Origin of the sequence: Nocardiopsis sp. RV163 (assembly GCF_001029525.1) — a bacterium.
Classification (GTDB): Bacteria; Actinomycetota; Actinomycetes; order Streptosporangiales; family Streptosporangiaceae; genus Nocardiopsis; species Nocardiopsis dassonvillei.
This window is the reverse complement of record NZ_LEKI01000052.1, coordinates 1-19954: the sequence shown is the minus strand read 5'-3', so window position 1 is coordinate 19954 and position 19954 is coordinate 1. Positions and strand designations below refer to the sequence as shown.

At 75.2% G+C, this 19954-nt stretch carries 20 protein-coding genes and 2 pseudogenes; 12 read left to right on the top strand and 10 right to left on the bottom strand.

Annotated features, from left to right (window positions below; translation table 11 throughout):
• The first annotated feature begins 22 nt into the window (after window positions 1–22).
• From ABD54_RS11875 to ABD54_RS11865, 3 genes and pseudogenes are all read left to right on the top strand, one after another.
• Window positions 23–979, top strand: a complete 957-nt coding sequence (locus ABD54_RS11875) for a LysR family transcriptional regulator (RefSeq protein ID WP_268778179.1) — start codon at window positions 23–25, stop codon at window positions 977–979.
• Between the two features lie 126 nt (window positions 980–1105).
• Window positions 1106–2152, top strand: coding sequence for an endonuclease/exonuclease/phosphatase family protein (locus tag ABD54_RS11870; protein WP_047869517.1), 1047 nt, complete (start codon window positions 1106–1108; stop codon window positions 2150–2152).
• Between the two features lie 66 nt (window positions 2153–2218).
• Window positions 2219–2514 (top strand): annotated as a pseudogene (locus tag ABD54_RS11865) (LLM class flavin-dependent oxidoreductase); the annotation flags it as partial.
• A 95-nt stretch (window positions 2515–2609) separates the two neighbouring features.
• Here ABD54_RS11865 and ABD54_RS11860 read toward each other — a convergent pair.
• Window positions 2610–2846, bottom strand: coding sequence for a hypothetical protein (locus ABD54_RS11860; RefSeq protein WP_047869516.1), 237 nt, complete (start codon window positions 2844–2846; stop codon window positions 2610–2612).
• 197 nt (window positions 2847–3043) lie between these two features.
• Between ABD54_RS11860 and ABD54_RS11855 the strand changes: the two genes are divergently transcribed.
• Window positions 3044–3673 (top strand): HAD-IA family hydrolase, encoded by a 630-nt coding sequence (locus ABD54_RS11855; protein ID WP_047869515.1) that lies wholly within the window; start codon window positions 3044–3046, stop codon window positions 3671–3673.
• 135 nt (window positions 3674–3808) lie between these two features.
• The gene (locus ABD54_RS11850; RefSeq protein WP_082166784.1) at window positions 3809–4267 is read left to right on the top strand and encodes a GNAT family N-acetyltransferase; all 459 of its coding nucleotides are present in this window, start codon (window positions 3809–3811) and stop codon (window positions 4265–4267) included.
• Between the two features lie 62 nt (window positions 4268–4329).
• Here the strand turns inward: ABD54_RS11850 and ABD54_RS11845 are convergent, their stop codons facing one another.
• On the bottom strand, window positions 4330–5115 hold the full coding sequence (locus ABD54_RS11845; protein WP_047869514.1) for a class I SAM-dependent methyltransferase: 786 nt from the start codon (window positions 5113–5115) through the stop codon (window positions 4330–4332).
• A 74-nt stretch (window positions 5116–5189) separates the two neighbouring features.
• On the bottom strand, window positions 5190–6146 hold the full coding sequence (locus ABD54_RS11840; RefSeq protein WP_047869513.1) for an AraC family transcriptional regulator: 957 nt from the start codon (window positions 6144–6146) through the stop codon (window positions 5190–5192).
• Between the two features lie 177 nt (window positions 6147–6323).
• Between ABD54_RS11840 and ABD54_RS11835 the strand changes: the two genes are divergently transcribed.
• Complete coding sequence (locus ABD54_RS11835; protein ID WP_047869512.1) at window positions 6324–7148, top strand: SDR family oxidoreductase; 825 nt, start codon at window positions 6324–6326, stop codon at window positions 7146–7148.
• A 135-nt stretch (window positions 7149–7283) separates the two neighbouring features.
• On the opposite strand, the gene ABD54_RS11830 is transcribed toward ABD54_RS11835, so the two are convergent.
• Both ABD54_RS11830 and ABD54_RS11825 read right to left on the bottom strand, forming a co-directional pair.
• Complete coding sequence (locus ABD54_RS11830) at window positions 7284–7862, bottom strand: hypothetical protein (RefSeq protein WP_235432041.1); 579 nt, start codon at window positions 7860–7862, stop codon at window positions 7284–7286.
• A complete protein-coding gene (locus tag ABD54_RS11825; RefSeq protein ID WP_047869511.1) occupies window positions 7859–9196 on the bottom strand; it encodes an MFS transporter in 1338 nt (445 codons plus the stop codon). Before ABD54_RS11825 ends, ABD54_RS11830 begins: the two co-directional genes overlap by 4 nt.
• 71 nt (window positions 9197–9267) lie before the next feature.
• Between ABD54_RS11825 and ABD54_RS11820 the strand changes: the two genes are divergently transcribed.
• The 3 genes from ABD54_RS11820 to ABD54_RS11810 all read left to right on the top strand — a co-directional run bounded on the left by ABD54_RS11820 (window position 9268) and on the right by ABD54_RS11810 (window position 12964).
• Window positions 9268–10263, top strand: coding sequence for a GlxA family transcriptional regulator (locus ABD54_RS11820; RefSeq protein ID WP_047869510.1), 996 nt, complete (start codon window positions 9268–9270; stop codon window positions 10261–10263).
• 339 nt (window positions 10264–10602) lie between these two features.
• Window positions 10603–11211 carry a hypothetical protein gene (locus tag ABD54_RS11815; protein ID WP_047869509.1) on the top strand — a complete coding sequence of 203 codons (609 nt, stop codon included), beginning with the start codon at window positions 10603–10605 and terminating at the stop codon, window positions 11209–11211.
• 202 nt (window positions 11212–11413) lie between these two features.
• Window positions 11414–12964, top strand: coding sequence for a VWA domain-containing protein (locus ABD54_RS11810; protein ID WP_047869508.1), 1551 nt, complete (start codon window positions 11414–11416; stop codon window positions 12962–12964).
• A 120-nt stretch (window positions 12965–13084) separates the two neighbouring features.
• Here the strand turns inward: ABD54_RS11810 and ABD54_RS11805 are convergent, their stop codons facing one another.
• The 5 genes from ABD54_RS11805 to ABD54_RS11785 form a co-directional block, all read right to left on the bottom strand.
• Complete coding sequence (locus tag ABD54_RS11805) at window positions 13085–13867, bottom strand: putative hydro-lyase (protein ID WP_047869507.1); 783 nt, start codon at window positions 13865–13867, stop codon at window positions 13085–13087.
• Between the two features lie 127 nt (window positions 13868–13994).
• Window positions 13995–14921 (bottom strand): biotin-dependent carboxyltransferase family protein, encoded by a 927-nt coding sequence (locus ABD54_RS11800; protein WP_047869506.1) that lies wholly within the window; start codon window positions 14919–14921, stop codon window positions 13995–13997.
• Between the two features lie 68 nt (window positions 14922–14989).
• The gene (locus ABD54_RS11795; RefSeq protein ID WP_047869505.1) at window positions 14990–15607 is read right to left on the bottom strand and encodes an allophanate hydrolase subunit 1; all 618 of its coding nucleotides are present in this window, start codon (window positions 15605–15607) and stop codon (window positions 14990–14992) included.
• Window positions 15608–15653: 46 nt separating this feature from the next.
• Window positions 15654–16421 carry a LamB/YcsF family protein gene (locus ABD54_RS11790; protein ID WP_047869504.1) on the bottom strand — a complete coding sequence of 256 codons (768 nt, stop codon included), beginning with the start codon at window positions 16419–16421 and terminating at the stop codon, window positions 15654–15656.
• 115 nt (window positions 16422–16536) lie between these two features.
• Window positions 16537–17787 carry an NRAMP family divalent metal transporter gene (locus ABD54_RS11785; protein ID WP_047869503.1) on the bottom strand — a complete coding sequence of 417 codons (1251 nt, stop codon included), beginning with the start codon at window positions 17785–17787 and terminating at the stop codon, window positions 16537–16539.
• Between the two features lie 344 nt (window positions 17788–18131).
• On the opposite strand from ABD54_RS11785, the gene ABD54_RS11780 reads away from it, so the two are divergent.
• The 3 genes and pseudogenes from ABD54_RS11780 to ABD54_RS11770 form a co-directional block, all read left to right on the top strand.
• Complete coding sequence (locus tag ABD54_RS11780; RefSeq protein WP_047869502.1) at window positions 18132–18842, top strand: GntR family transcriptional regulator; 711 nt, start codon at window positions 18132–18134, stop codon at window positions 18840–18842.
• Between the two features lie 193 nt (window positions 18843–19035).
• Entirely contained in the window at window positions 19036–19620 is a 585-nt protein-coding gene (locus tag ABD54_RS11775) for a bifunctional 2-polyprenyl-6-hydroxyphenol methylase/3-demethylubiquinol 3-O-methyltransferase UbiG (RefSeq protein WP_047869501.1), read from the top strand.
• Window positions 19621–19733: 113 nt separating this feature from the next.
• Window positions 19734–19954, top strand: a pseudogene (locus ABD54_RS11770) (aminotransferase IV); the annotation flags it as partial.

The following is a 19954-nucleotide window of genomic DNA, read 5'->3' as shown; positions in this document are numbered from 1 at the left end:
ACCGACCAATAAAATCGGCGAGGTGAGCTATAGGAATGTCAATGCTTCGGGCACGGCGGCCGACCCGCGGCCCGGCGGACCGCTCGATCTGCAGCAGTTGAGGACCTTCCTGGCCGTACACCGGTCGGGGTCCTTCACGGCCGCAGCGCAGCTGCTGCGGCTGTCGCAGCCCACGGTCACCACCCAGATCCGTTCCCTGGAGCGGCGGCTCGGACACCCCCTCTTCGAGCGGCTGCCCCGGGGCGTGGCTCCGACCGCCGAGGCCAACGACCTGGCCGCGCGTGTGGCCGGACCCCTGGACTCGCTGGAGGTGGTGGCCGGGCGCGGCGGGGACGGCTCGTCCGCGTCTCCCGCGCCGCTGCGCGTGGCGGGTCCCGCCGAGGCGCTGCACGCGCTGGTGCTGCCCGCGCTCGCGCCGCTGGTGGAGGGCGGCCTGCGGCTGCGCGTGCGCACCGGTCAGGCCGAGGACCTGCTGGAGGAGTTGCGCCGGGACCGGTACGACCTGGTGGTGTCCGCGGTGCGGCCGCGCGGGCGGACCCTGGTCGCCGCACCCCTCGCAGACGAGGAGTTCGTGCTGGTGGCGTCGCCGGTGTGGGCCGACCGGATCGGCCGCGACCGGCTCCTGCGCCAGGGGGCCTCCGCGCTGTGCGCGGTCCCGCTGGTGGCCCACGACGACGAGCTGTCGGTCCTGCGCCGCTACTGGCGGCAGGTGTTCGGGGTGCGTCTGACGTGTGCGCCCGCGGTCACCGTGCCCGACCTGCGCGGGGTGGTGTCGGCCGTCACGGCGGGGGCGGGGGCGACGGTGCTGCCGCGCCGCCTGTGCCGGGAGGCGCTGGCCGAGGGGCGCCTGGTGGCGCTCCTGGCCCCGGAGGAACCGCCGGTCACCACGCTGTACCTGGTACGGCGCCCGGGGGTGGCGGCCAACCCGTGCCTGGAGGAGGTGCACCGGCGCCTGGTGTCGGCCGCCCGCGCCTGCTGAAGGGGCCGCCCGGGGGTCCGGCGCCGTCGGGCCCGGATGCCGCGGCTGCCCCGAACCCGCGCCGCGGTGGTGTAGTCCTAACCCCGTGGAGGGCGGGCGGCGGCGTCCGCTCCGGGGAGGACGGCGATGGAACGCGTAAAGGTACCGGGCGGGGGCACGGAAGCGGCGGACGACGGGGGCTCCGGGCCCCCGGGCCGCTCCCCAGCGGTGACCGTCCTGGTCGCGCTGGCCGCCGCGGGGTTCGCGGCGTTCGCCCTGCTGCGGGTCCTGGGCCTGGAACGGGGCTGGCCCCTGGTGCCCGCGCTGGCCTTCACGCCCTACGCGCTGGCCGCCGCTCCGCTGGCGGCGGTGGCGGCCGGACTGCTGCGGCGCTGGGGGGCCGTGGCGGTCCTGACCTCGGTGACGTTGGCGCTGGCCGCCGTGGTCGTGCCCCGCGCGGTGCCGTTCGGCGTGACCTCCGCGGGTGGTCCGGTCGTGCGGGTCATGACCCTGAACATGCTCGGCGGCGGCGCCGACACGGCGCGGGTGGTGTCGCTGGTGCGCGACCGGGAGGTGGACGTGCTCACCCTCCAGGAGGTCACACCCGGCCTGGTGCGCGAACTGTCCGCGGCCGGGCTGGACGACCTGCTGCCGCACGCGGTCGACCGCTCCGACCCCCGGGGCGTGCACGGGAGCACCGTCCACTCGGCCTTTCCGCTCACCGGCACCGGCGGCGGGGAGGCGGGCCGGGACACGTTCGCGATGCCGACCGCCGTCGTGCGGCTGCCCGAGGACGGCGACGGGGACGGGGAGGACGACGTGCTGGAGGTGACGTCGGTGCACGTCCCGCCGCCGCTGTCCCCCGCGTACGCGGACTCCTGGCGCGGGGAGCTGGAGGGCCTGGCCGAGGCGGGCGACCCGGACACGATGCGGGTCCTGGCCGGGGACTTCAACGCCACGCTCGACCACGCGGCGCTGCGCGGTGTCATGGACGCGGGGTACCTCAGCGCGGCCGCCGTCCTGGGCGAGGGGCTGGAGCCCACGTGGCCGGTGGGGCGGGCGGTGCCGGGTCTGGCCATCGACCACGTGCTGGTGCACCCCCGGATGGGCGTCGACGGCCTGGAGGTGGTGGAGGTGGCCGGCACCGACCACAGGGCGGTGCTGGTCGAGGTGTCCCTGCCCTCGCCCCGGTAGGCCTCCCGGCCTCCCGGCGAGGACGGTACGGGAACACCTGGCCCGTCCCCGGCCCCCGCACCGGTGGCACGGAGGCGGCGGATCCGGCTGGGCACATCGGTGCTGGTGGCGCCGATGCACGGTCCGTTCGTCCTGGGCGTGGGGACCGGCTGGTCGCGTGAGGAGTTCGAGGCCGTGGGGTCGGACTTCGCCACGCGCGGCGCACGGACCGACGAGACGCTGCGGCTGCTGCGGCACCTGTCCGAGGGCGAGGGGCCGTTCGAGGGGCGTTTCCACTCCTACGAGCGCGGGGTGTTCGCCCCCGTCCGGCGCGGCGCGTACCCGTGACGGTGGGCGGCACGTCCGAGCGGGCGCTGCGGCGGCCGGACGGAGCGGTTCGCGGCGGCACTGCTCTGACGGTGGGCACCGGGCTGAGCGGCGCCGCGCCGACCGGCGGCGCAGGGCCGGTGCGGCGTTCCTACTCCTGCCCGCCGAAGAGCCCCCGGCCGCCGTACTTCTTGTGGATGGCCTGCTTGGACACGCCGAGCACCCGGGCGATCTCGGCCCAGGTGGAGCCGCGGTTGCGGGCGCGGCGGACGAGGACGGCCTCGACCCGCTCCATCTCCCTGCGCATCCGGACGACGGCGTCCAGCCCCACCAGCGGGTCGTCGGCTCCGGTGGTGCGGGCGAGTGAGGTCAACTGTTCGGCGTCCATGGGTCAACTGTAATTGACATACCCCTGGTGGCGCACCCGTGGCGCGTCCTGACCGGGCGTGCGGAGGGGCACCCGACGCCCTGCCGGATCGGTTCGGTCACCGCCTCCCGAAGGTGCGGCGGGGCGCCTCCGCCGACACCCCGGCGGTCGCGGGTGGCACCCTGGAGTCCCCGACGAGGCCCGGACGAAGGAGTGACGTGGGCGGCTACGACGAGGCGACCGTGCTGTTCGACCTGGACGGCGTGCTGGTGGACTCCACCGAGAGCATCCGCGCGGGGCTGACCGCGTGGGCCGTGGAGCGCGGCGTGGACGTCGGCGCGGTGCTCGAACACCACCACGGGCGGACCGACGTCGACCTGGTCCGCCTCTTCGCCCCGCACCTGGACCCGCTGACCGAGGCGCCGCGGATCGAGGACCACGAGGCCGCCGCCGGGGACGGCGTCCGGGGCGTGCCCGGTGCGCGCGAACTCCTCACCGAACTCGACGCGCGCGGACGGCCCTGGGCCATCGTCACTTCCGGGAGCGACCGGATCGCGCGTTCGCGGATCGCGACGGCGGAACTGCCCCTGCCCCGCGTGCTGGTCACCGCCGACCAGGTGACCGCGGGCAAACCACATCCGGCCCCGTACCTGCTGGGCGCCGAGCGCCTGGGGGTCGCCCCCGCGCGGTGCGTGGTGGTGGAGGACTCGGTGAGCGGGGTCCGCTCCGGACTGGACGCGGGCATGCCCGTGGTGGCCGTGGCCTCCACGACCGGCACGGAGGACCTCGCGCACGCGACCACCGTGGTGGCGGACCTCGAAGCCGTGGCCGAGCTGCTGCTCCCGTGACCCCGCGCCGGGCCGACCCGCCCGCGACGCGGAAAGCACTCCGACGAGCGGCCGCCCCCTGCGGAACCGCTCGGGGCGGGGCCCCATCGACCGCGTCCGGCGGCGCCGGAACGCCTGACGAGGCAAGGAGCACCCTTGGACGAGGGAATCACCATCGACCGGGCCCGCGCCGAGGACGTGGCGGCGATCGTCGCCATGCTCGCCGACGACGAGCTGGGCGCCCGGCGCGAGGACCCCGGGAACCCGGCCCCCTACCTGGCGGCCTTCGGGGTGATCGACGCCGACCCGCACCAGTTCCTGGCGGTGGCCCGCCGCGGGGGCCGGGTGGCGGGAACCCTCCAGTTGACGTTCCTGCCCGGCCTGTCCCACCGGGGCGCCACCCGCGCCCAGGTGGAGGCGGTACGGGTGCACTCGGACGAGCGCGGCGGCGGCCTGGGGACCGGCCTGCTGCTCTGGGCCGAGGAGGAGGCCCGCCGTCGGGGAGCCGCCATGCTCCAACTGACCTCGGACGCCTCTCGCGGGGACGCGCACCGCTTCTACGAGCGGTTGGGGTACACCGCCTCCCACATCGGTTTCAAGAAGCGGCTCGGCTGAGCGGACACGCAACGGCGAACGCGGAGCCGAGGACCCGCGCCCCAACGGGCACCGGCGTACGGCTACGGCGTCCGGCGGGCCAGGTGGAGCCGCGTGACGTAGGGGACGCGCACGTTACCGTCGGGAAAGTGCGTGGCGACGAGCTCGGTGAGGGCGGCCCGGGTGCGCTCCTCGCCGATGTTGCGGACCACGGCGGCCATCCTGCTGGAGGACAGCGCGCTCCCGACGAAGCCCTCGGTGTCGAGTTCGCGCGTCCAGGCGGCGGTGAACTCGGTGGCGTCGGAGAGGCCGTCCCGGCCTTCCATCTCGGCGACGGTGTCGTAGGCGCGGTAGTCGCGCCGGTAGTCGTCGCCGTACTCCTCCATCAGGCCCTCGTGGGCGTCGACGAACGCACTGGCCGTCCAGTCGCGGTCGTTGTTGAGGACCGCGACGGTGCCGCCGGGCAGGAGCAGGCGCGCGGCCTCGGCGTAGAAGGCGGGCCGGTCGAACCAGTGGACGGCCTGTGCGGCCAGGACGAGGGAGGCCGACGCGTCGGGGAAGGGGACCTCCTCGGCCCGGCCGTCCACGTACTCGACCCCGTCGGGTTCCCCGGCGGCGGTGGCCCGCATGGAACGCCCCGGCTCGACGCCGACCACACGAGGATCCGGGCCGAAGACGCGGCGCAGGGCGCGAGTGGAGATGCCCGTCCCCGCGCCGACGTCGAGCAGGAGCCGGGGCTCGGGCCAGGAACTCCGCTCACCGGCGAGGACGTGGGCGCGCAGCCGGTCGAGCAGGGAACGGGGGTATCCCGGCCGGAAACGGCGATAGCCCTCGCTGAGCTGGTCGAACGCCTGGGTCCTGTCGGTCATCGCGTCCCCCTCCTGCCGTGCCCTGGTCCCCGGGTCCCGGGAACACCCATCCGACCACGTGGCCCGGGGCCGTGTCAGGCCCCCTGCGGCACGCGTTCGGCCCGGGCGGCCCGGTACACGGACGGGCTCGCGCCCGTGTGGTTCTTGAACGCGGAACTGAACGCGAACGCGCTCCCGTAGCCCACACGGGCGGCCACGGCCTCCAGGCCCAGCCCCGGGCTGGCGGTGAGCAGGTCGCAGGCCACCGTCAGCCGCCAGGTGCGCAGGTAGGTCATCGCAGGGGTGCCCACGGCCCGCTGGAAGCGCGCGGCCAGGGTGGCGCGGGAGACCGCGCACTCCCCCGCCAGTGCCTCCAGCGTCCAGGGGTGGGCGAAGCGCTCGTGGACCAGCTCCAGCGCCCGCGCGACGACGGGGTCGCTGCGGGCGGTGAGCCAGTTGGGCGCGCTGTCGGGGTTGTCCTCCAGCCAGGCCCGCACCGCCATCACCAGCAGGCAGTCCAGGAGCCGGTCGTTGAGGCTGGTCTGGGCGACGTGGCCGGCGGTGATCTCGCGGGCGAGCAGCTCCACCAGCGCGGGGTCGACCCGGCCCCCGGGGAGCACCGCCAGCGACGGCAGCGCGGCCAGGGCGAGGCGGCCGACCTCGCTGTCGTCCAGGTAGGCGCCCACGACCATGGTGTCGCTGCCGTCGGGGTCGTTCCCCCAGGTGCCGACGCCGTGGCTCATGGACACGCGGACCTCCGCGCCGTCGCGGGCCACGCACCGCGCACCCGGCAGGGCGGTGACGGTGGGTTCCCGGCCCGGGCTGTCGGCGATCACGTAGGGCTCCGGGCCGCGCACGAGCACCAGGTCGCCGGGACCGGCCTCGGCCTCCTCCCCGTGCGCCGCCACCCAGGCGCGTCCGGAGGTGACCACGACCAGGGTGAGCGCGGCCTCGTCGCGGATGTCGATGCCCCAGGGCGGGCTCATGACGGTGCGCAGGGTGAAGGCGCCGCGCGCGCGTGGTCCGTCCAGGAGGTGCACGAGGGGGTCCATGGCCTCACCCTAGTGACGCGGACGGGGGGGCTCAGGGCTCGGCCGCCGAACGCGCGGGCTCCTCCGAGGGGGCCGCGTCCGAGCACAGCGGGGACCGCGCCGTATTCAGACGAACGCTTATGCACACCAGCGTTCTGACTATGTTCCGTCCGAACCCCGGCTGGTGGACTGGGGGACATGACCACACAACACGTCCTCGTCACCGGCGGCACCGGCATGACCGGCCGCCGCGTCACCCGCCTGCTGCGCGAGCGTGGCGCCGACGTCCGGGTCGGCTCCCGCTCCGGCCGGCCCCGCTTCGACTGGCACGAACCCGCCACCTGGGACGCCCTCCTGGAGGGGGTCACCTCCGTATACCTGTGCTACCACCCCGACCTGGCCTTTCCCGGGGCCGAGGAGGCCGTCTCCGCGTTCGCCTCCCGTGCCGCCCGGAGCGGCGTCCGGCGCGCGGTGCTGCTGTCGGGCCGGGGCGAGGAGGGGGCCGAGCGCGCGGAGCACGCCGTGCGCGGCGTGTTCCCCGACCTGACCGTGCTGCGCTGCTCGGTCTTCGCGCAGGACTTCTCCGAGAGCTTCCTGCTCGGGCCGGTCCTGGGGGGCGCCGTGGTCCTGCCGGTGCCGGACGTGCCCGAGCCGTTCGTGGACCTCGACGACGTCGCGGAGGTCGCGGCCAGGGCGCTGACGGAGGACGGGCACGCCGGTGAGCTGTACGAGCTGACCGGGCCCCGGGCACTGACGTTCACCGAGGCCACCCGCCTGATCGGCGGGGCCGCCGGGTATCCCGTCGCCTGCCGCCGGGTCCCGCCGGAGGAGTTCGTCGCCGGGGCGGTCGCCGAGGGGCTGCCCGGGGAGGTGGCCCGGGGGCTGACCGAGCTGTTCGGCGAGATCCTGGACGGCCGCAACGCCGAGCCCGCCGACGGGGTGGAGAAGGCGCTGGGCCGCCCGGCCTCGGACTTCGCCGAGTACGTCCGCCGGGCCGGGGCCGCCGGGGCCTGGAGCCGCTGAGGGCGCGGGCGCGCCCGGTACGGGGGACGGGAGGCGTACGGGCACCGGGCGCCTCCCGTCCCTCGTACGGGCACCGGTTCCCACCGCCCCGGACGGACCGCCGGGCCCGCCCGGGGCGGCCCGCTTCCGGGGCGGTCACTCCCCGGACGGTCCGCGCCTCAGGTAGCGCACCCAGTTCACCGCGACGCCGCCGGTCAGGGCCGCGCACGCCGCGAGGAGGAGCGAGGACAGGATCCACTCCCGGGAGCCGTCGGGGCCGTAGACGCGGTTGGAGGCCCCCGCGTCCACGGAAGGGATCCGCGCGCCCTCCTCGCAGGTGTCGCGGCCGGCCGCGTGCAGGTAGACCCCGCGCGGCTCCCCTCCCCCGGTGCCGGTGAAGGTGCCGTTGCAGGTGCACGACTCGTGCCCGGGGTGCTGAACGCACGTGAGGCCCGACGCGACGAACACACCCGGCACGCCCTCACCGCGCGCCGCGCGCAGCCCCTGTTCCAGTCCGGAGAACCCCACGTAGGCCACCATGGCGGCGAGGATCAGCAGGACGACGGAGAACTGCGGTGACGGTCGCCTGGGGCCCCGGGCGGCGCGGCCCCCGCCGGACCCTCCACCGTCCGAACGGGCGTCGCCGGAACCGGTGGCGCCGTGGTCGTTGCCGGAGGTCTCGGCGTTACCGCAGATGTCAGCGCCCCCCGTACCGGTGCCCCCCGTGCCGGTCACGCCCTCTCCCGCTCGTCGTCACGGTTCCGCGCGGGCTCCTCTTCCGTGCCGTCCTCGCGGGCCTTCTCGTCCGTGCCGCGCGGCAGGTTGAGGGCCAGCAGCCCGGCGACGGCGCACAGGGCGGCGGCCATCAGCCACACCGGGCCGTAGCTTCCGCCCACGTCACGCGTGAAGCCGCCGAAGACCGCCATCACCCCCGCGCCGACCTGGTGGACGGCGTTGACCCATCCGAAGACGATGGCCCCGTCCGCGCCGAAGACCCGACGGCACAGCAGGATGGTCGGGGGCACCGTCGCGACGTCGAGCAGACCGAACACCACGACGAAGGCCACCATCGCGGCCCCGGCGTTCGGCCCCAGCAGCGCGGGCAGCGCGGCCAGGAGGGCACCCCGCCCCGCGTAGTAGACGACCAGGAGCGCACGCGGGTCCACCCGGTCGGTGAGCCACCCGGACAGGACCGTTCCCACCAGTGAGAACACACCGATCGTCGACACCAGCGCCGCGGCGACCGTGACGGCCATCCCGTGGTCCTGCGCGGCGGGCACGAAGTGGGTCCAGATGATGCCGTTGGTGGTCGCGCCGCACACCGCGAAGGTCCCCGCCAGGACCCAGAACCGGCGGCTGCGCACCGAGGAGGACAGGACCTCCACGGTTCGGCGCGCCGCCCCCCGGTCCGTCCGGGGCCGCTCCACGAAGACCGGGGAACCGTAGGGGCGCTGCCCCAGATCGGCCGGGTGGTCACGGAGTACCAGGGCGACGAGGACGATCATCACACCAGCCGTCAGCGCCAGGGTCACGAGGGCCGGACGCCATCCCTGGTTCTCGACGATCCACGCCAGAGCGGGCAGGAACACCATCTGTCCGAAGGCACTGGCCCCGGTCAGGGTGCCGATGACCAGCCCTCGGCGTTCGACGAACCAGTTGTCGGTCACGGTGGCGGCGAACGTCATCGCCAGGGACCCGGTACCCGCGCCGATGAGCGCCCCCCAGTAGAGGGTGAGCTGCCAGGCGGTGGTCATGAAGGTGGTGAGTCCAGCGCCCACCACGACGGCCCCCAGGGCCGCCAGGGCGACGCGGCGGATACCGAACCGGTCCATCAGCGCGGCGGCGAACGGGGCGATCAGACCGTAGACGACCATGTTGACCGAGGCCGCCGTGCCGATCGTTCCCCGGGGCCACCCGTACTCGGCGTGCAGGGGATCGGTCAGGATCCCGGGCATCGCGGCGAAGGCCGCAGCGGCGACGATGGTCAGGCACGAGACCAGTGCTATCGGCCACGCTCGGTGGAACGGGGTGCGTGCGGGCTTCCCCGCGGAAGCGGTGTTCTGGACCATGGCCCCAGCCTCCTTCGCGGACCCCTCTCCCCGACAGTGTCCCGAAAGCCAACATGCGCAAGAATCGGGCCATGAAGATTTTCTCGCGTCCCGGCCGCCACCGCGTGGCCGTCCTGGTCCGGCACGGCCTGCTGCCCATCGAGCCGGGCATCGTCCACCGCCTGTTCGGGCAGGCCCGGGGCGCCGACGGGGAGCCGCTCTACGAGGTCGTCACCTGCGCGCTGGAGGCGGGGGAGGTCAGCACCGACACCGACTTCACGATCAACGTGGCCCACGGACCGGAGGCCCTCGACCAGGCGGACACGGTGATCCTGCCCGCCGCCGACGAGGACTACGGCGAACGCCCGCACGCGCCCCTCGCTCCGGCGCTGGCCGCGGCCGTCGCGCGCATCCCTCCGACCGCGCGCGTGGCCTCGATCTGCACCGGCGCGTTCGTGCTCGCCGCGGCCGGGCTCCTGGACGGGTGCCGCGTGACCACCCACTGGAAGTCGGCGGGCTACTTCCGCGCCATGTACCCGGGCATCGACCTGGACCCGGACGTGCTGTACACCGACAACGGGCGTGTGCTGACCGCCGCCGGTGTCGCCTCGGGCATCGACCTGGGCCTGCACATGATCCGTGTCGACCACGGTGCCGCCGTGGCCAACGAGGTGGCGCGCAGCACCGTCGTCCCGCCCCACCGCGACGGCGGCCAGGCCCAGTACATCCGCCGCCCCGTGCCCGCACCGGAGCGCGCCGCGACGGGCCGGGCGCGCGCCTGGGCCCTGCAACATTTGCACCTCCAGCCGGGCCTGCGGGAGATGGCCCTCCAGGAGTCCATGAGCGTGCGCACCTTCACCCGCCGTTTCCGCGACGAGGTGGGGCTCTCGCCCGGCCGGTGGATCGCCCGGCAGCGCCTGGACCGGGCCCGGCAACTGCTGGAGGAGTCGGACCTGCCGGTGGACGGGGTCGCGCGCGAGGCCGGGTTCGGCACGGCGGCGTCGCTGCGTCAGCACATGCACGCCGAACTGGGAGTCTCCCCCAGCGCCTACCGGCGAACCTTCCGTGGCGCACCGGACGCGGTTTGAAGCCGCCCGGGACCCGGAACACCTGACCGGGGACGCGGGCTGCGGGCCTTCCCCGGTGAAGCGGCGCCCTCCGGGGATCACCGGTGCGGCACACGGAACCGGGCCGGGAGCGGGCACGGACCGGCCCTGCGGGAGACGGCCCCGCGGGGCCGCCGGTACGCCGTACGCTCCGCGGTGGTTCCGGACGGCGCCGGAGGCTCGGGACCGACCCCGCAAGGGCGGGGCGCGGGCGCGGAAACGCCCGTGTCCGCGCGGTCCGCGGCGTGAGGGGGCCCGGAACGGGTAACGGGGAACCGTGGGTTCCCCGCCCACGCCCGCCCCTCACCCCGGAAGGCCCCCGTGAAGCTATACGCCGAGTACCCCGTGCGCGCGTTCCTCCAGTTCTCCTCCGACCTGCTCGCCGCCGCCTGGGTGTACGCGTGGGTCGGCGCGGCGCTGGCGCTGCGCGAGACCCTGATGGCCCTCAGCCGTCCCGGCGAACTCATGGTGAGCGCGGGCGAGGGCTTCAGCGAGCACATGAACGCCGCCGCCGAGCAGGCCCGGAAGGTGCCCCTGGCCGGGGAGGCCCTGTCCACCCCGTTCACCGGCATGAGCGGGACCGGCGAGTCCCTCACCTCCGCCGGGGTCTCCTTCCAGGAGACGGTGGCCTCGCTCGCGCTGGCCCTGCCGCTGCTGACCGCCGTGCTCCCGCTGCTGCTGCTCGCCGCCACCTGGCTGCCCCTGCGCGCCCGGTGGGTGCGCCACGCCAGCGCCGCCAAGCGGCTGCGCCGGCTCACGCCCGAGGCCCGCTCCCGGCTGCTGGCCCTGCGCGCCCTGACCTCGGCCTCCCCGTCCCGGCTGGCCGGTACGCACGAGGACCCGGCGGGCGCCTGGCGCTCCGGCGACCGCGGGGCGGTGGACGCGCTGGCCGCCCTGGAGCTGCGCCGTCTGGGCCTGCGCCGGGTCTGAAGCCCATCCCCGTCCCCGCACCCCGCGCCCGCCCCGACGAGGGCCGTCCCGGCGACGTGGCGGCGGACCCCGTCCCGGGCCCGCCCGGGGGCGGGGCCGGACGCGCGGCCCGCAGACGGCCGCATCCGGCCGCTCCGGACCGCGCGAACACCGTCGCCGCTTCCTAGGCTGGGTGGCCACACTCCCGACCCCCGGAGCACGCATGCACCTGACAGCGCTGTCGGACTTCGACGCCGTCCCCCGGAACACCGACGACGCCGTGTCCGTCCTGGTCGACATCACCGCCCCCGAACGCGAGGAGGACACCGAGCGCCCGGCCGCGACACTCCAGGTCGTTCTGGACCGAAGCGGGTCCATGGGCGGAGGACGCCTGGACGGCGCGGTGCGCGCGCTGCTGTCCCTCGTGGAGCGGTTGGCGCCCTCCGACAACTTCGGACTCGTGTCCTTCAACGACCAGGCCCGCGTCGAGGTGCCCTGCGGACCGCTGGAGGACAAGGCGCGGGTGCGCCGCCTGATCTCCGGGCTGCACGCGTCGGGGGGAACCGACCTGTCCAGCGGGCTGATGCGCGGTGTGCGGGAGGCCCGCCGCGCCGGAGCCGACCGGGGCGCCACCCTGCTGCTGATCTCCGACGGGCACGCCGACCAGGGCGCCACCGAGCACGGTCCGCTCCGACGGGTGGCGGCCGACGCCTACTCCCACGGGGTCGCCACCACGACCCTGGGATACGGCCCGGGCTACGGCGAGGAACTGCTCGGCGCGGTGGCCGGCGGCGGCGCGGGCAGCGCCCTGTTCGCCGAGGACCCCGACACCGCGGGCGACCTCATCGCCCAGGAGGCCGAGCACCTGCTCGCCAAGACCGCTCGGGCCGTGTCGCTGCGGGTTCCGCCCGGTCCGCTCCTGCGCGCCGTCTCCGTGGTGGGCGAGACGCCCTCCCACCAGCTCGCGGACGGGTCGACGGTGGTCGAACTGGGCGACTTCCACTCCGGGGAACGGCGCCGCCTCCTGCTGCGCCTGGAGGTCTCCGGATTGTCCGCTCCGGGCACCGTCGCCGCGCTGGAGGTCACCTGCGCCGACCCGGTCACGCTGGCCAGCCGCACCGTCTCCCTGCCCGTCGGGCTCGGCGTGGTCGCGCGGGACGCGGCCGACGAGCGGGTGCCCCGGCCCGAGGTGCGCGCGGAGGAGGTCCTGCAGCGGGCGCGGACCGCCGAGAGGAGGGCCAGCGGGGCCGTGCGCCGGGGCGACCGCTTGGGCGCCGCGGGTCTGCTGGAGGAGGCGCGGACGGACCCGGCCGAAGACCAGATGCCGGAGGCGCCCGCCGGGGCCGCCGGGGCGCGTGCGGCGGCTCCGCCGCCGGATGTGCTCGCGCAGATGGAGGAACCGCGGCGGACGGCGGGGACGACCCGGACCGGCGACGCCTCCCGGGTCTCCAAGTCGCTGTACCCGAGCCAGGCGGGCTACTCGCGCAGGAGCGGCCGTCAGCGCCCGGGGGCCGCACAGGAGGGCTGGCAGCGGGCCGGAGGGGACGGGGACCGTGCGGAGCAGGACCCGACCGGCGGCGGGGCCCGGGAGGGTGCTTCCGGTCCCGGTCAGGGCTCCGGTCCGGAGGCCGGGGGCGGCGGTCCCGGCCGGGGCTCCGGTCGCGGTCGCCGCGGTCGCCTCATCCGGGGCCAGCAGACCGACGGCGGACGACCCACGCCCGACGGCGTACGACCCGCGCCCGACGGGGGCGCCCCTCCCCCGCGGGAGTCCTGAGGCTGCCCGGCGCGGACTCCGCGCCCGGGCCCAAGCGGTGCCGTGCGCCGACCCCGCCATCCCGACCGAAGCGCTCTCGACCTTGGACACGCTGCCGCACCCGGGGTCCGGCGGGAAGCGTCAGGGCACCTGGTAGGAGGAGTCGCGCACGTCGGTGATCGCCATGTGCCCGGGGGCGTGGCCGATGGCGAACTCCGGGGCGGAGGCCGTCACGGCCGCCTGCGGGGTGACCCCGCACGCCCAGAAGACCGGGATCTCACCGGCGCGCACCTCCACCGCGTCGCCGTAGTCGGGCCGGTCCAGGTCCTCGATGCCCAGCGCGGCGGGGTCGCCCACGTGCACCGGGGCGCCGTGGACCGCCGGGTAACGCGAGGTGACGCGCACCGCGTCGGCCACCCGGTCGGCGGGGACGGGCCGCATGGACACCACCAGCGGACCGCTGAACCGGCCCGCGGGGCGGCACGGCCGGTTGGTGGCGTACATGGCCACGTTGGTGCCCGCCTCGATGTGGCGCACCGGCACACCGGCCTCCAGAAGGGGCGTCTCGAAGGTGAAGCTGCACCCGATGAGGAAGGCCACCAGGTCGTCGCGCCACAGGTCGGTGACGTCCGTGCGCTCCTCGACCAGCTTCCCGTCGCGGTAGACGCGGTAGGCGGGCAGGTCCGTGCGCAGGTCGCCGTCGAAGACGGAGGCGTCCACCCGTCCCGGCTCGGTGACGTCCAGCACCGGGCAGGACTTGGGGTTGCGCTGGGCGAACAGCAGGAAGTCGAAGGCCGCCTCGCGGGGCAGCGCGATGAGGTTGGCCTGCGCGTAGCCCGCGCTGTAGCCGGAGGTGGGGGCACGCAGGCCGTCGCGGAACAGCGCGCGGGCCTGCGGCGGGGAGAGGTCGGCCGGAGAGGTCATCGGTTCTGCCTTTCGTTCCGGGTGGGACGGACGGGCGGTGTTCCCGCTCGGCGCCGCGGCCCGTTCCCGGTACGGAACCCGGTCCGCGGTCGTTTCGGGGCCCCGCGCTCCGACGGGGCCCGGCCGGTCAGAGGATGAAGCGCAGGCGGGTGCCGGGGCGCGCCTGGGCCGCCCTGGGCAGGTCCGCCGAGCACACGACTGCCGCCACCGGGTATCCCCCGGTCACGGGGTGGTCGGCCAGGAAAAGCACGGGCTCCCCGCCCGGCGGGATCTGGAGCGACCCCGCGACCATGCCCTCGCTGGGCAGCTCGCCGGAGCGGGCGCGTTCCAGGACCGGGCCGGACAGCCGGGCGCCGACCCTGTCGCTGCGCGGGGTGACCTCGTAGGCGGAGGACAGCAGCGTGCGGACGGCCTCCTCGGTGAACCAGTCCTCGCGCGGGCCGAGGACCACCCGCAGGATCTCCTCGGGTCCGCCGACGGGCGGCACGGGGGCGTGGTCCGCGTTCGGGAAGTACGCGGGCGCGGGCCCGACCGGCAGCAGGGCCCCGGGCACGAGCAGGTCCGGTCCCAGCCCGGCCAGGACGTCGGTACTGCGCGATCCCAGGACCGGCGGGACGTCCACGCCTCCGCGTACGCCCAGGTAGGAGCGGAGGCCGCGGTCGGGCACGCCCATGGCCAGCTCCGCGCCGTCGGGCAGGTACAGCACCGTGTTGGCGGCGGCGCCGCGCCCGTCCGCCCGCAGCGGGGCCTCCGCCCCGGTGACGGCGACGGTCACCGGCCCGCGGGCACGCACGCGCAGCCCGCCCAGGGTGGCCTCCAGGGCGGCGGCCCCCGGGGGGTTGGCGAGCAGGCGGTTGGCCAGGGCGTAGGAGTGGGCGTCGGCGGCGCCGGAGCGGCCCACGCCCAGGTCCGCGTGGCCGAAGCGGCCCGCGTCCTGGACCGTGGTCATGGGCCCGGTGGCCACGACCTCCAGGGCCGACCGCCCCCCACCGGCGGTCGGGGCGTGCGCCTCTGTCGCCTCGCGCGGGTGCGCAGCCGATCCCGGACCCGACACCGCGTTCCTTCCCCGTCCCTGCCGCTGTTCGCGGGCGGATTCCGTCCGTGCCGGTCCCACACGCGTACTCATGAGGCCTCCGCGTCGGTGAAGCGCACGCGCACCCCCGGCCGCAGCAGGCCGGGCGGGTCGCGGTCCAGGTCCCAGATCGGGGCCTCGGTGCGGCCCAGAAGCCGCCAGCCTCCGGGAGAGCTGCGCGGGTACACCCCCGCGAACTCCCCCGCCAGTGCCACCGAACCGGCGGGCACGCGGGTGCGCGCCTCACCGCGCCGGGGCACGTTCAGGCGCGGGTCGTCGCCGACCATGTAGCCGAACCCGGGCGCGAAGCCGCAGAAAGCGACCGTCCAGGTGGCGTTCGTGTGCGCCTCGACCACCCCGCGCCGGGTCAGGCCGGTCAGCTCGGCGACGTCGTCGAGGTCCTCGCCGTCGTAGAACACCGGGATGGTGACGGTGTCGCCGGAGTCCGGTCCGGCCCCGGGCGCCAGCGGCAGGCCGGTGACCGCGGCGGCGACCGCGGCGGGGTCGGTGCCGGGTTCGATCCGCAGCAGCAGCGTGCGGGCGGCCGGGACGACGTCGGTGACCCCGGGGAGCGGCCGGGCCCGGAGCGCGGCGCGCAGCGCGATCACCTCGGCGAGGTCGGCGACCTCCACCAGCACACCGCTGTCAGCGCACGTCAGGACACGCACGGCGCCTCCTCGGCGGGGGCGGTCGGCCCCGTCCTCCCTGCGGGGGTCACGCGGCCTCCCCGGTGAACGGCGCGAGGGTGACGCCCTCGGCACGCAGCCGGTCGGCCACGGCCCGGGCGATGTCCACCGCGCCGGGGCTGTCGCCGTGCACGCACAGGGAGTCGGCCTCGATGACGATACGGCTGCCGTCCACGGCCTCGACCGGCTCTCCGTGGGCGATGCGCAGGCAGCGCTCGGCGATGGCCGCCGGATCGTGCAGGACGGCGCCGGGCTCGCGGCGCGAGACCAGCGTTCCCTCCGGGGTGTAGGCGCGGTCGGCGAAGGCCTCGCGGTGCGTGGGCAGCCCGGCCTCCTGCGCCAGGCGCAGGAACTGCGATCCGGGCAGGCCCAGCACGGGCATCGCCGGGTCGAACTCGCGCACCGCGGCGACCACGGCGGCGGCCTGCTCCTCGTGGTGCACGATCGTGTTGTAGAGGGCGCCGTGCGGCTTGACGTAGCGGATCCGGTCCCCGGCCAGGCGGGTGAACGCCGACAGCGCGCCCATCTGGTAGACGACCTCGTCGGTCAGTTCGGCGGGCGGCACGTCGAGGAAGCGGCGGCCGAACCCGGCGAGGTCGCGGTAGCCCACGTGGGCGCCGACCGCCACTCCCCCGGCCGCCGCGCCGAGCGTGGTGCGCCGCAGCACGGACGGGTCACCGGCGTGGAAGCCGCAGGCGACGTTGGCGCTGGTCACGATGGACAGCAGTGCCTCGTCGTCGCCGAGTTCCCAGCGGCCGAGGCTCTCGCCGAGGTCGGAGTTGAGGTCGATGCGCAACGTCGGTGCTCCTCGTTCTCTCGTGTTGCCCCTTGCGGGGTGCCCCTAACCCGCCCGGGTGGCGGTCCGGGCGGGGCAGGGGCGGGGGACGGTGGCAGGGCGCGTGCCCGGCGGGCTACTGCCAGAGGTCGGCGATGCCGCCCAGGGAGCCGATGGCCATGTACACGGTGAGCGCCCAGGCGGCGACGCCGATGACGACCAGCCAGCGCGGGTAGCGGTATCCGCCCAGCAGGTCTCCGGAGCGGCGGGCCGCGACCCACAGCAGGATGCCCAGGCCCACCGGAAGGATCACGCCGTTGAGGGCTCCGGCCAGGATCAGCAGTGTGTTCGGGGCCTGCCCGGACAGCAGCAGGATCGCCAGCGAGACGCCGATGAAGACGGTGACCAGGATTCCCCGGCGCTTCTCCAGCCACGGGTGGAAGCTCGTGACGAAGGAGACCGAGGTGTAGGAGGCGCCGATGACGGAGCTGACCGCCGCGGCCCACAGGATGACGCCGAACAGGCGCACACCGACCTCGCCCGCGGCCTGACGGAAGGCCTCTGCGGAGGGGTTGGCGGACGCCAGGATGTCGGCGCCGCCCGTGACGACGCCGAGGATGGCCAGGAACAGGACCACGCGCATGACGCCGGTGACGATGATGCCGGTCACGGAGGTCTGCGTGATGGCGCGGACGTTCTCGCGCCCGCCCTGGCCCGCCTCGACGAGGCGGTGCACGCCCGCGTAGGTGATGTAGCCGCCGACGGTTCCGCCGATGATGGTGACGGTGGCCAGGAAGACGTCCGCGCCGAACCGCTCGGGCAGGACGGCCTGGCGCAGGGCCTCGCCGACGGGGGGCTGGGACACGAAGGCCACGTAGACGGTCAGCACGATCATGGCCACGCCCAGCACGATCAGGACGCGGTCCAGGGCCACGCCCAGCCTCTTCACGGCCAGGATGACCACGGCCAGGACCGCGGACAGGACCGCGCCGAGCCGGGTGTCGAACCCGGTCATGGCGTTCAGGCCCAGGCCGGTGCCCGCGAGGTTGCCGACGTTGAAGATCAGGCCGCCGAAGACGATGAGCGCGGCCAGCAGGTAGCCCGCGCCGGGGACGACCTTGTTGGCCAGGTCCTGGGCGCGGGTGTCGGCGACGCCGACGACGCGCCAGATGTTCAGCTGGACCGCGATGTCGACCAGGATCGAGATGAGGATGGCGACCGCGAAGGTCGCGCCCAGTTCGGCGGTGAACGTAGTGGTCTGGGTGATGAAGCCGGGGCCGATGGCGCTGGTGGCCATGAGGAACATGGCACCGAGCAGGCTGCTGCTGATCGCGATCCGCCCGACACGGGGGCGCACCTTCGGGGGTGCGGGGGGTGTGTCACCCATGGGTCACTCCAAGGGGTCCGGTGTGGGTCGGTGACGCGACAACCGACCGCGCCATCGTTGGATTGTTGAACGATACTTCAATCCAACGAGACAGGTAAAGATCCGGTATGTAAAAACCCAGGTCACCTGCGCCGCAGGAGGGTCCCTTCGCCCCGCCCTGCCCAGGAGAACCGTTGGAGGAGCCTCTGAAAGGGGCGTCCGCGAGCCCGTGGGCGGAGCCTCGCGGGACCGCGCCGCGGCCCACCGGTCCGATGGACCGGCTTCTGGGCGCTCCCCGCTCTCCCGGGGGTCCTCCGCGTCGGTGACAATGAGATAACAGACGCCAGTCCCCTTAAGGAGCACCTGTGACGGCCACGGACGCCCGCACCGACCGGACCAGCGGCCGCCCCCGACCCCTGCCCCCTCTGCCCACGCAGGCCGAACGGGTCGCGGAGCTGCTCCGCGAGTCCCTCATCGACGGTGTGTACCCGCCGGGACAGCGCCTGTCGGAGGAGCGGCTGTGCGAGGAGCTCGGGGTCTCCCGCAACACCCTGCGCGAGGCGTTCCGGCTCCTGGTGCGCGAGCGGCTGCTGGTGCACCAGATGCACCGAGGAGTGTTCGTCGGCCTGCCGACCAGCGAGGACGTCCGCGACCTGTTCAAGGCGCGCCGCTCCCTGGAGCTCCCCGCGCTACGGGGGGCGGTGGCCCCCGACGAGGAGGCGGTGCGGCTGGTCGGGGCGGCCGTGGACGAGGGGGAGTCCGCGCGCGGACGCGAGGAGTGGTGGCGGATGGGAACGGCGAACATGCGCTTCCACCAGGCCGTGGCCGGGCTGGCCGGGAGCGCGCGGGTGAACGAGTTCATGAGCCAGGTGCTGGCCGAGACCCGGCTGGTGTTCCACGTGATGGACGCGCCCCGCGAGTTCCACGCCCCGTACCTGGACTGGAACCGCAGGATCCACACCCTGCTGGCCTCCGGGGACGCGGCCGGGGCGGCGGACGAGCTGACGACCTACCTGGAGACCTCGGAGGACCAACTGGTCACCGCGTTCACCGCCATGGAACGGCAGCGGGGCTGACCTCGGGGGCGTGCGGCGGGCCGCGCCCCTCGGGTCGCGCCGGAGGCGCGGCGCCGGCGCCCTCTCCTTCCCCGCAGCCGGATGGACCGCCCTCCCGAACAGCGGGAACGCCCCCCCGCTGACCCTCCGACGGGGGTGAAAGGCCCGCGCCGGAGAGCCGTCCTACCTTGAAGCCATGACGAAATACGCGTGGATGTACCGTCTCGGCCTCACCCCCTGGGAGCGCTACGGCGCCGCGGGCGGAGCGGCGCAGCTCGGCGCCCTGCTCGACCGCGAGACCCGGGCGCGCGCGAGCGGCCCCGGGCGGGCGCTGGACATCGGCTGCGGCCGCGGGCAGTTCACCCCCGAGCTGGCCCGGCGCGGCTGGGAGGCGGTGGGCGTCGACATCGTGCCGGAGGCCGTGGAGGCCGCCCGCCGCAGGGGCCCCGCGGAGGTCTCCTACGTCGTCGGCGACGTGACCGGCCTCGAATTTTCCGGCCTGGGGGGCTTCGACCTCTTCCTCGACATCGGCTGCTTCCAGGGCCTGGACGCGGACCAGCGGGCCGCGGAGGGGCGGGGAGTGACAGCCCTGGCCGCGCCGGGGTCCACCCTGCTGATGCTCGCCTTCGGCCCCTCCCGCTACCGGCGGCTCGTCGAGGGCGTCGCACAGGCGCAGATCGAGGCCGCGTTCCCCGGGTGGGAGCTCCTCACGACCGAGGACGCGCGGACCGACGGCCTGGGATGGCCGATGAACCGGACCTCACCCCGGTGGTACCGCTTCCGCCGCAGGACCGGCTGACACGGGCCCAGGCGGCCGGGTCCCGACCCGAACGGCGCGGTGCGCCGCCCGCCCCCGTTCCGGTGGGGGAAACCCCGATAGCGCACATACCGGAATGCCATGATGAACACCTCATGGAACTGAACGGACGCCCCGTCAGCACCGGGGAACTCGCGGGCCTCGCCCTGTACGGCTACGGCCACTTCACCACCATGCTCGTCACCGACCTGCGCGTCCGCGGCCTCGACCTGCACATGGAACGCCTGAGCAACGACTGCCGCACCCTCTTCGGCGTCGAACTCGACGTCCCCCGGGTCCGTGAACTCGCCCGGCGCTCCGCGCGCGCCCACCCCTC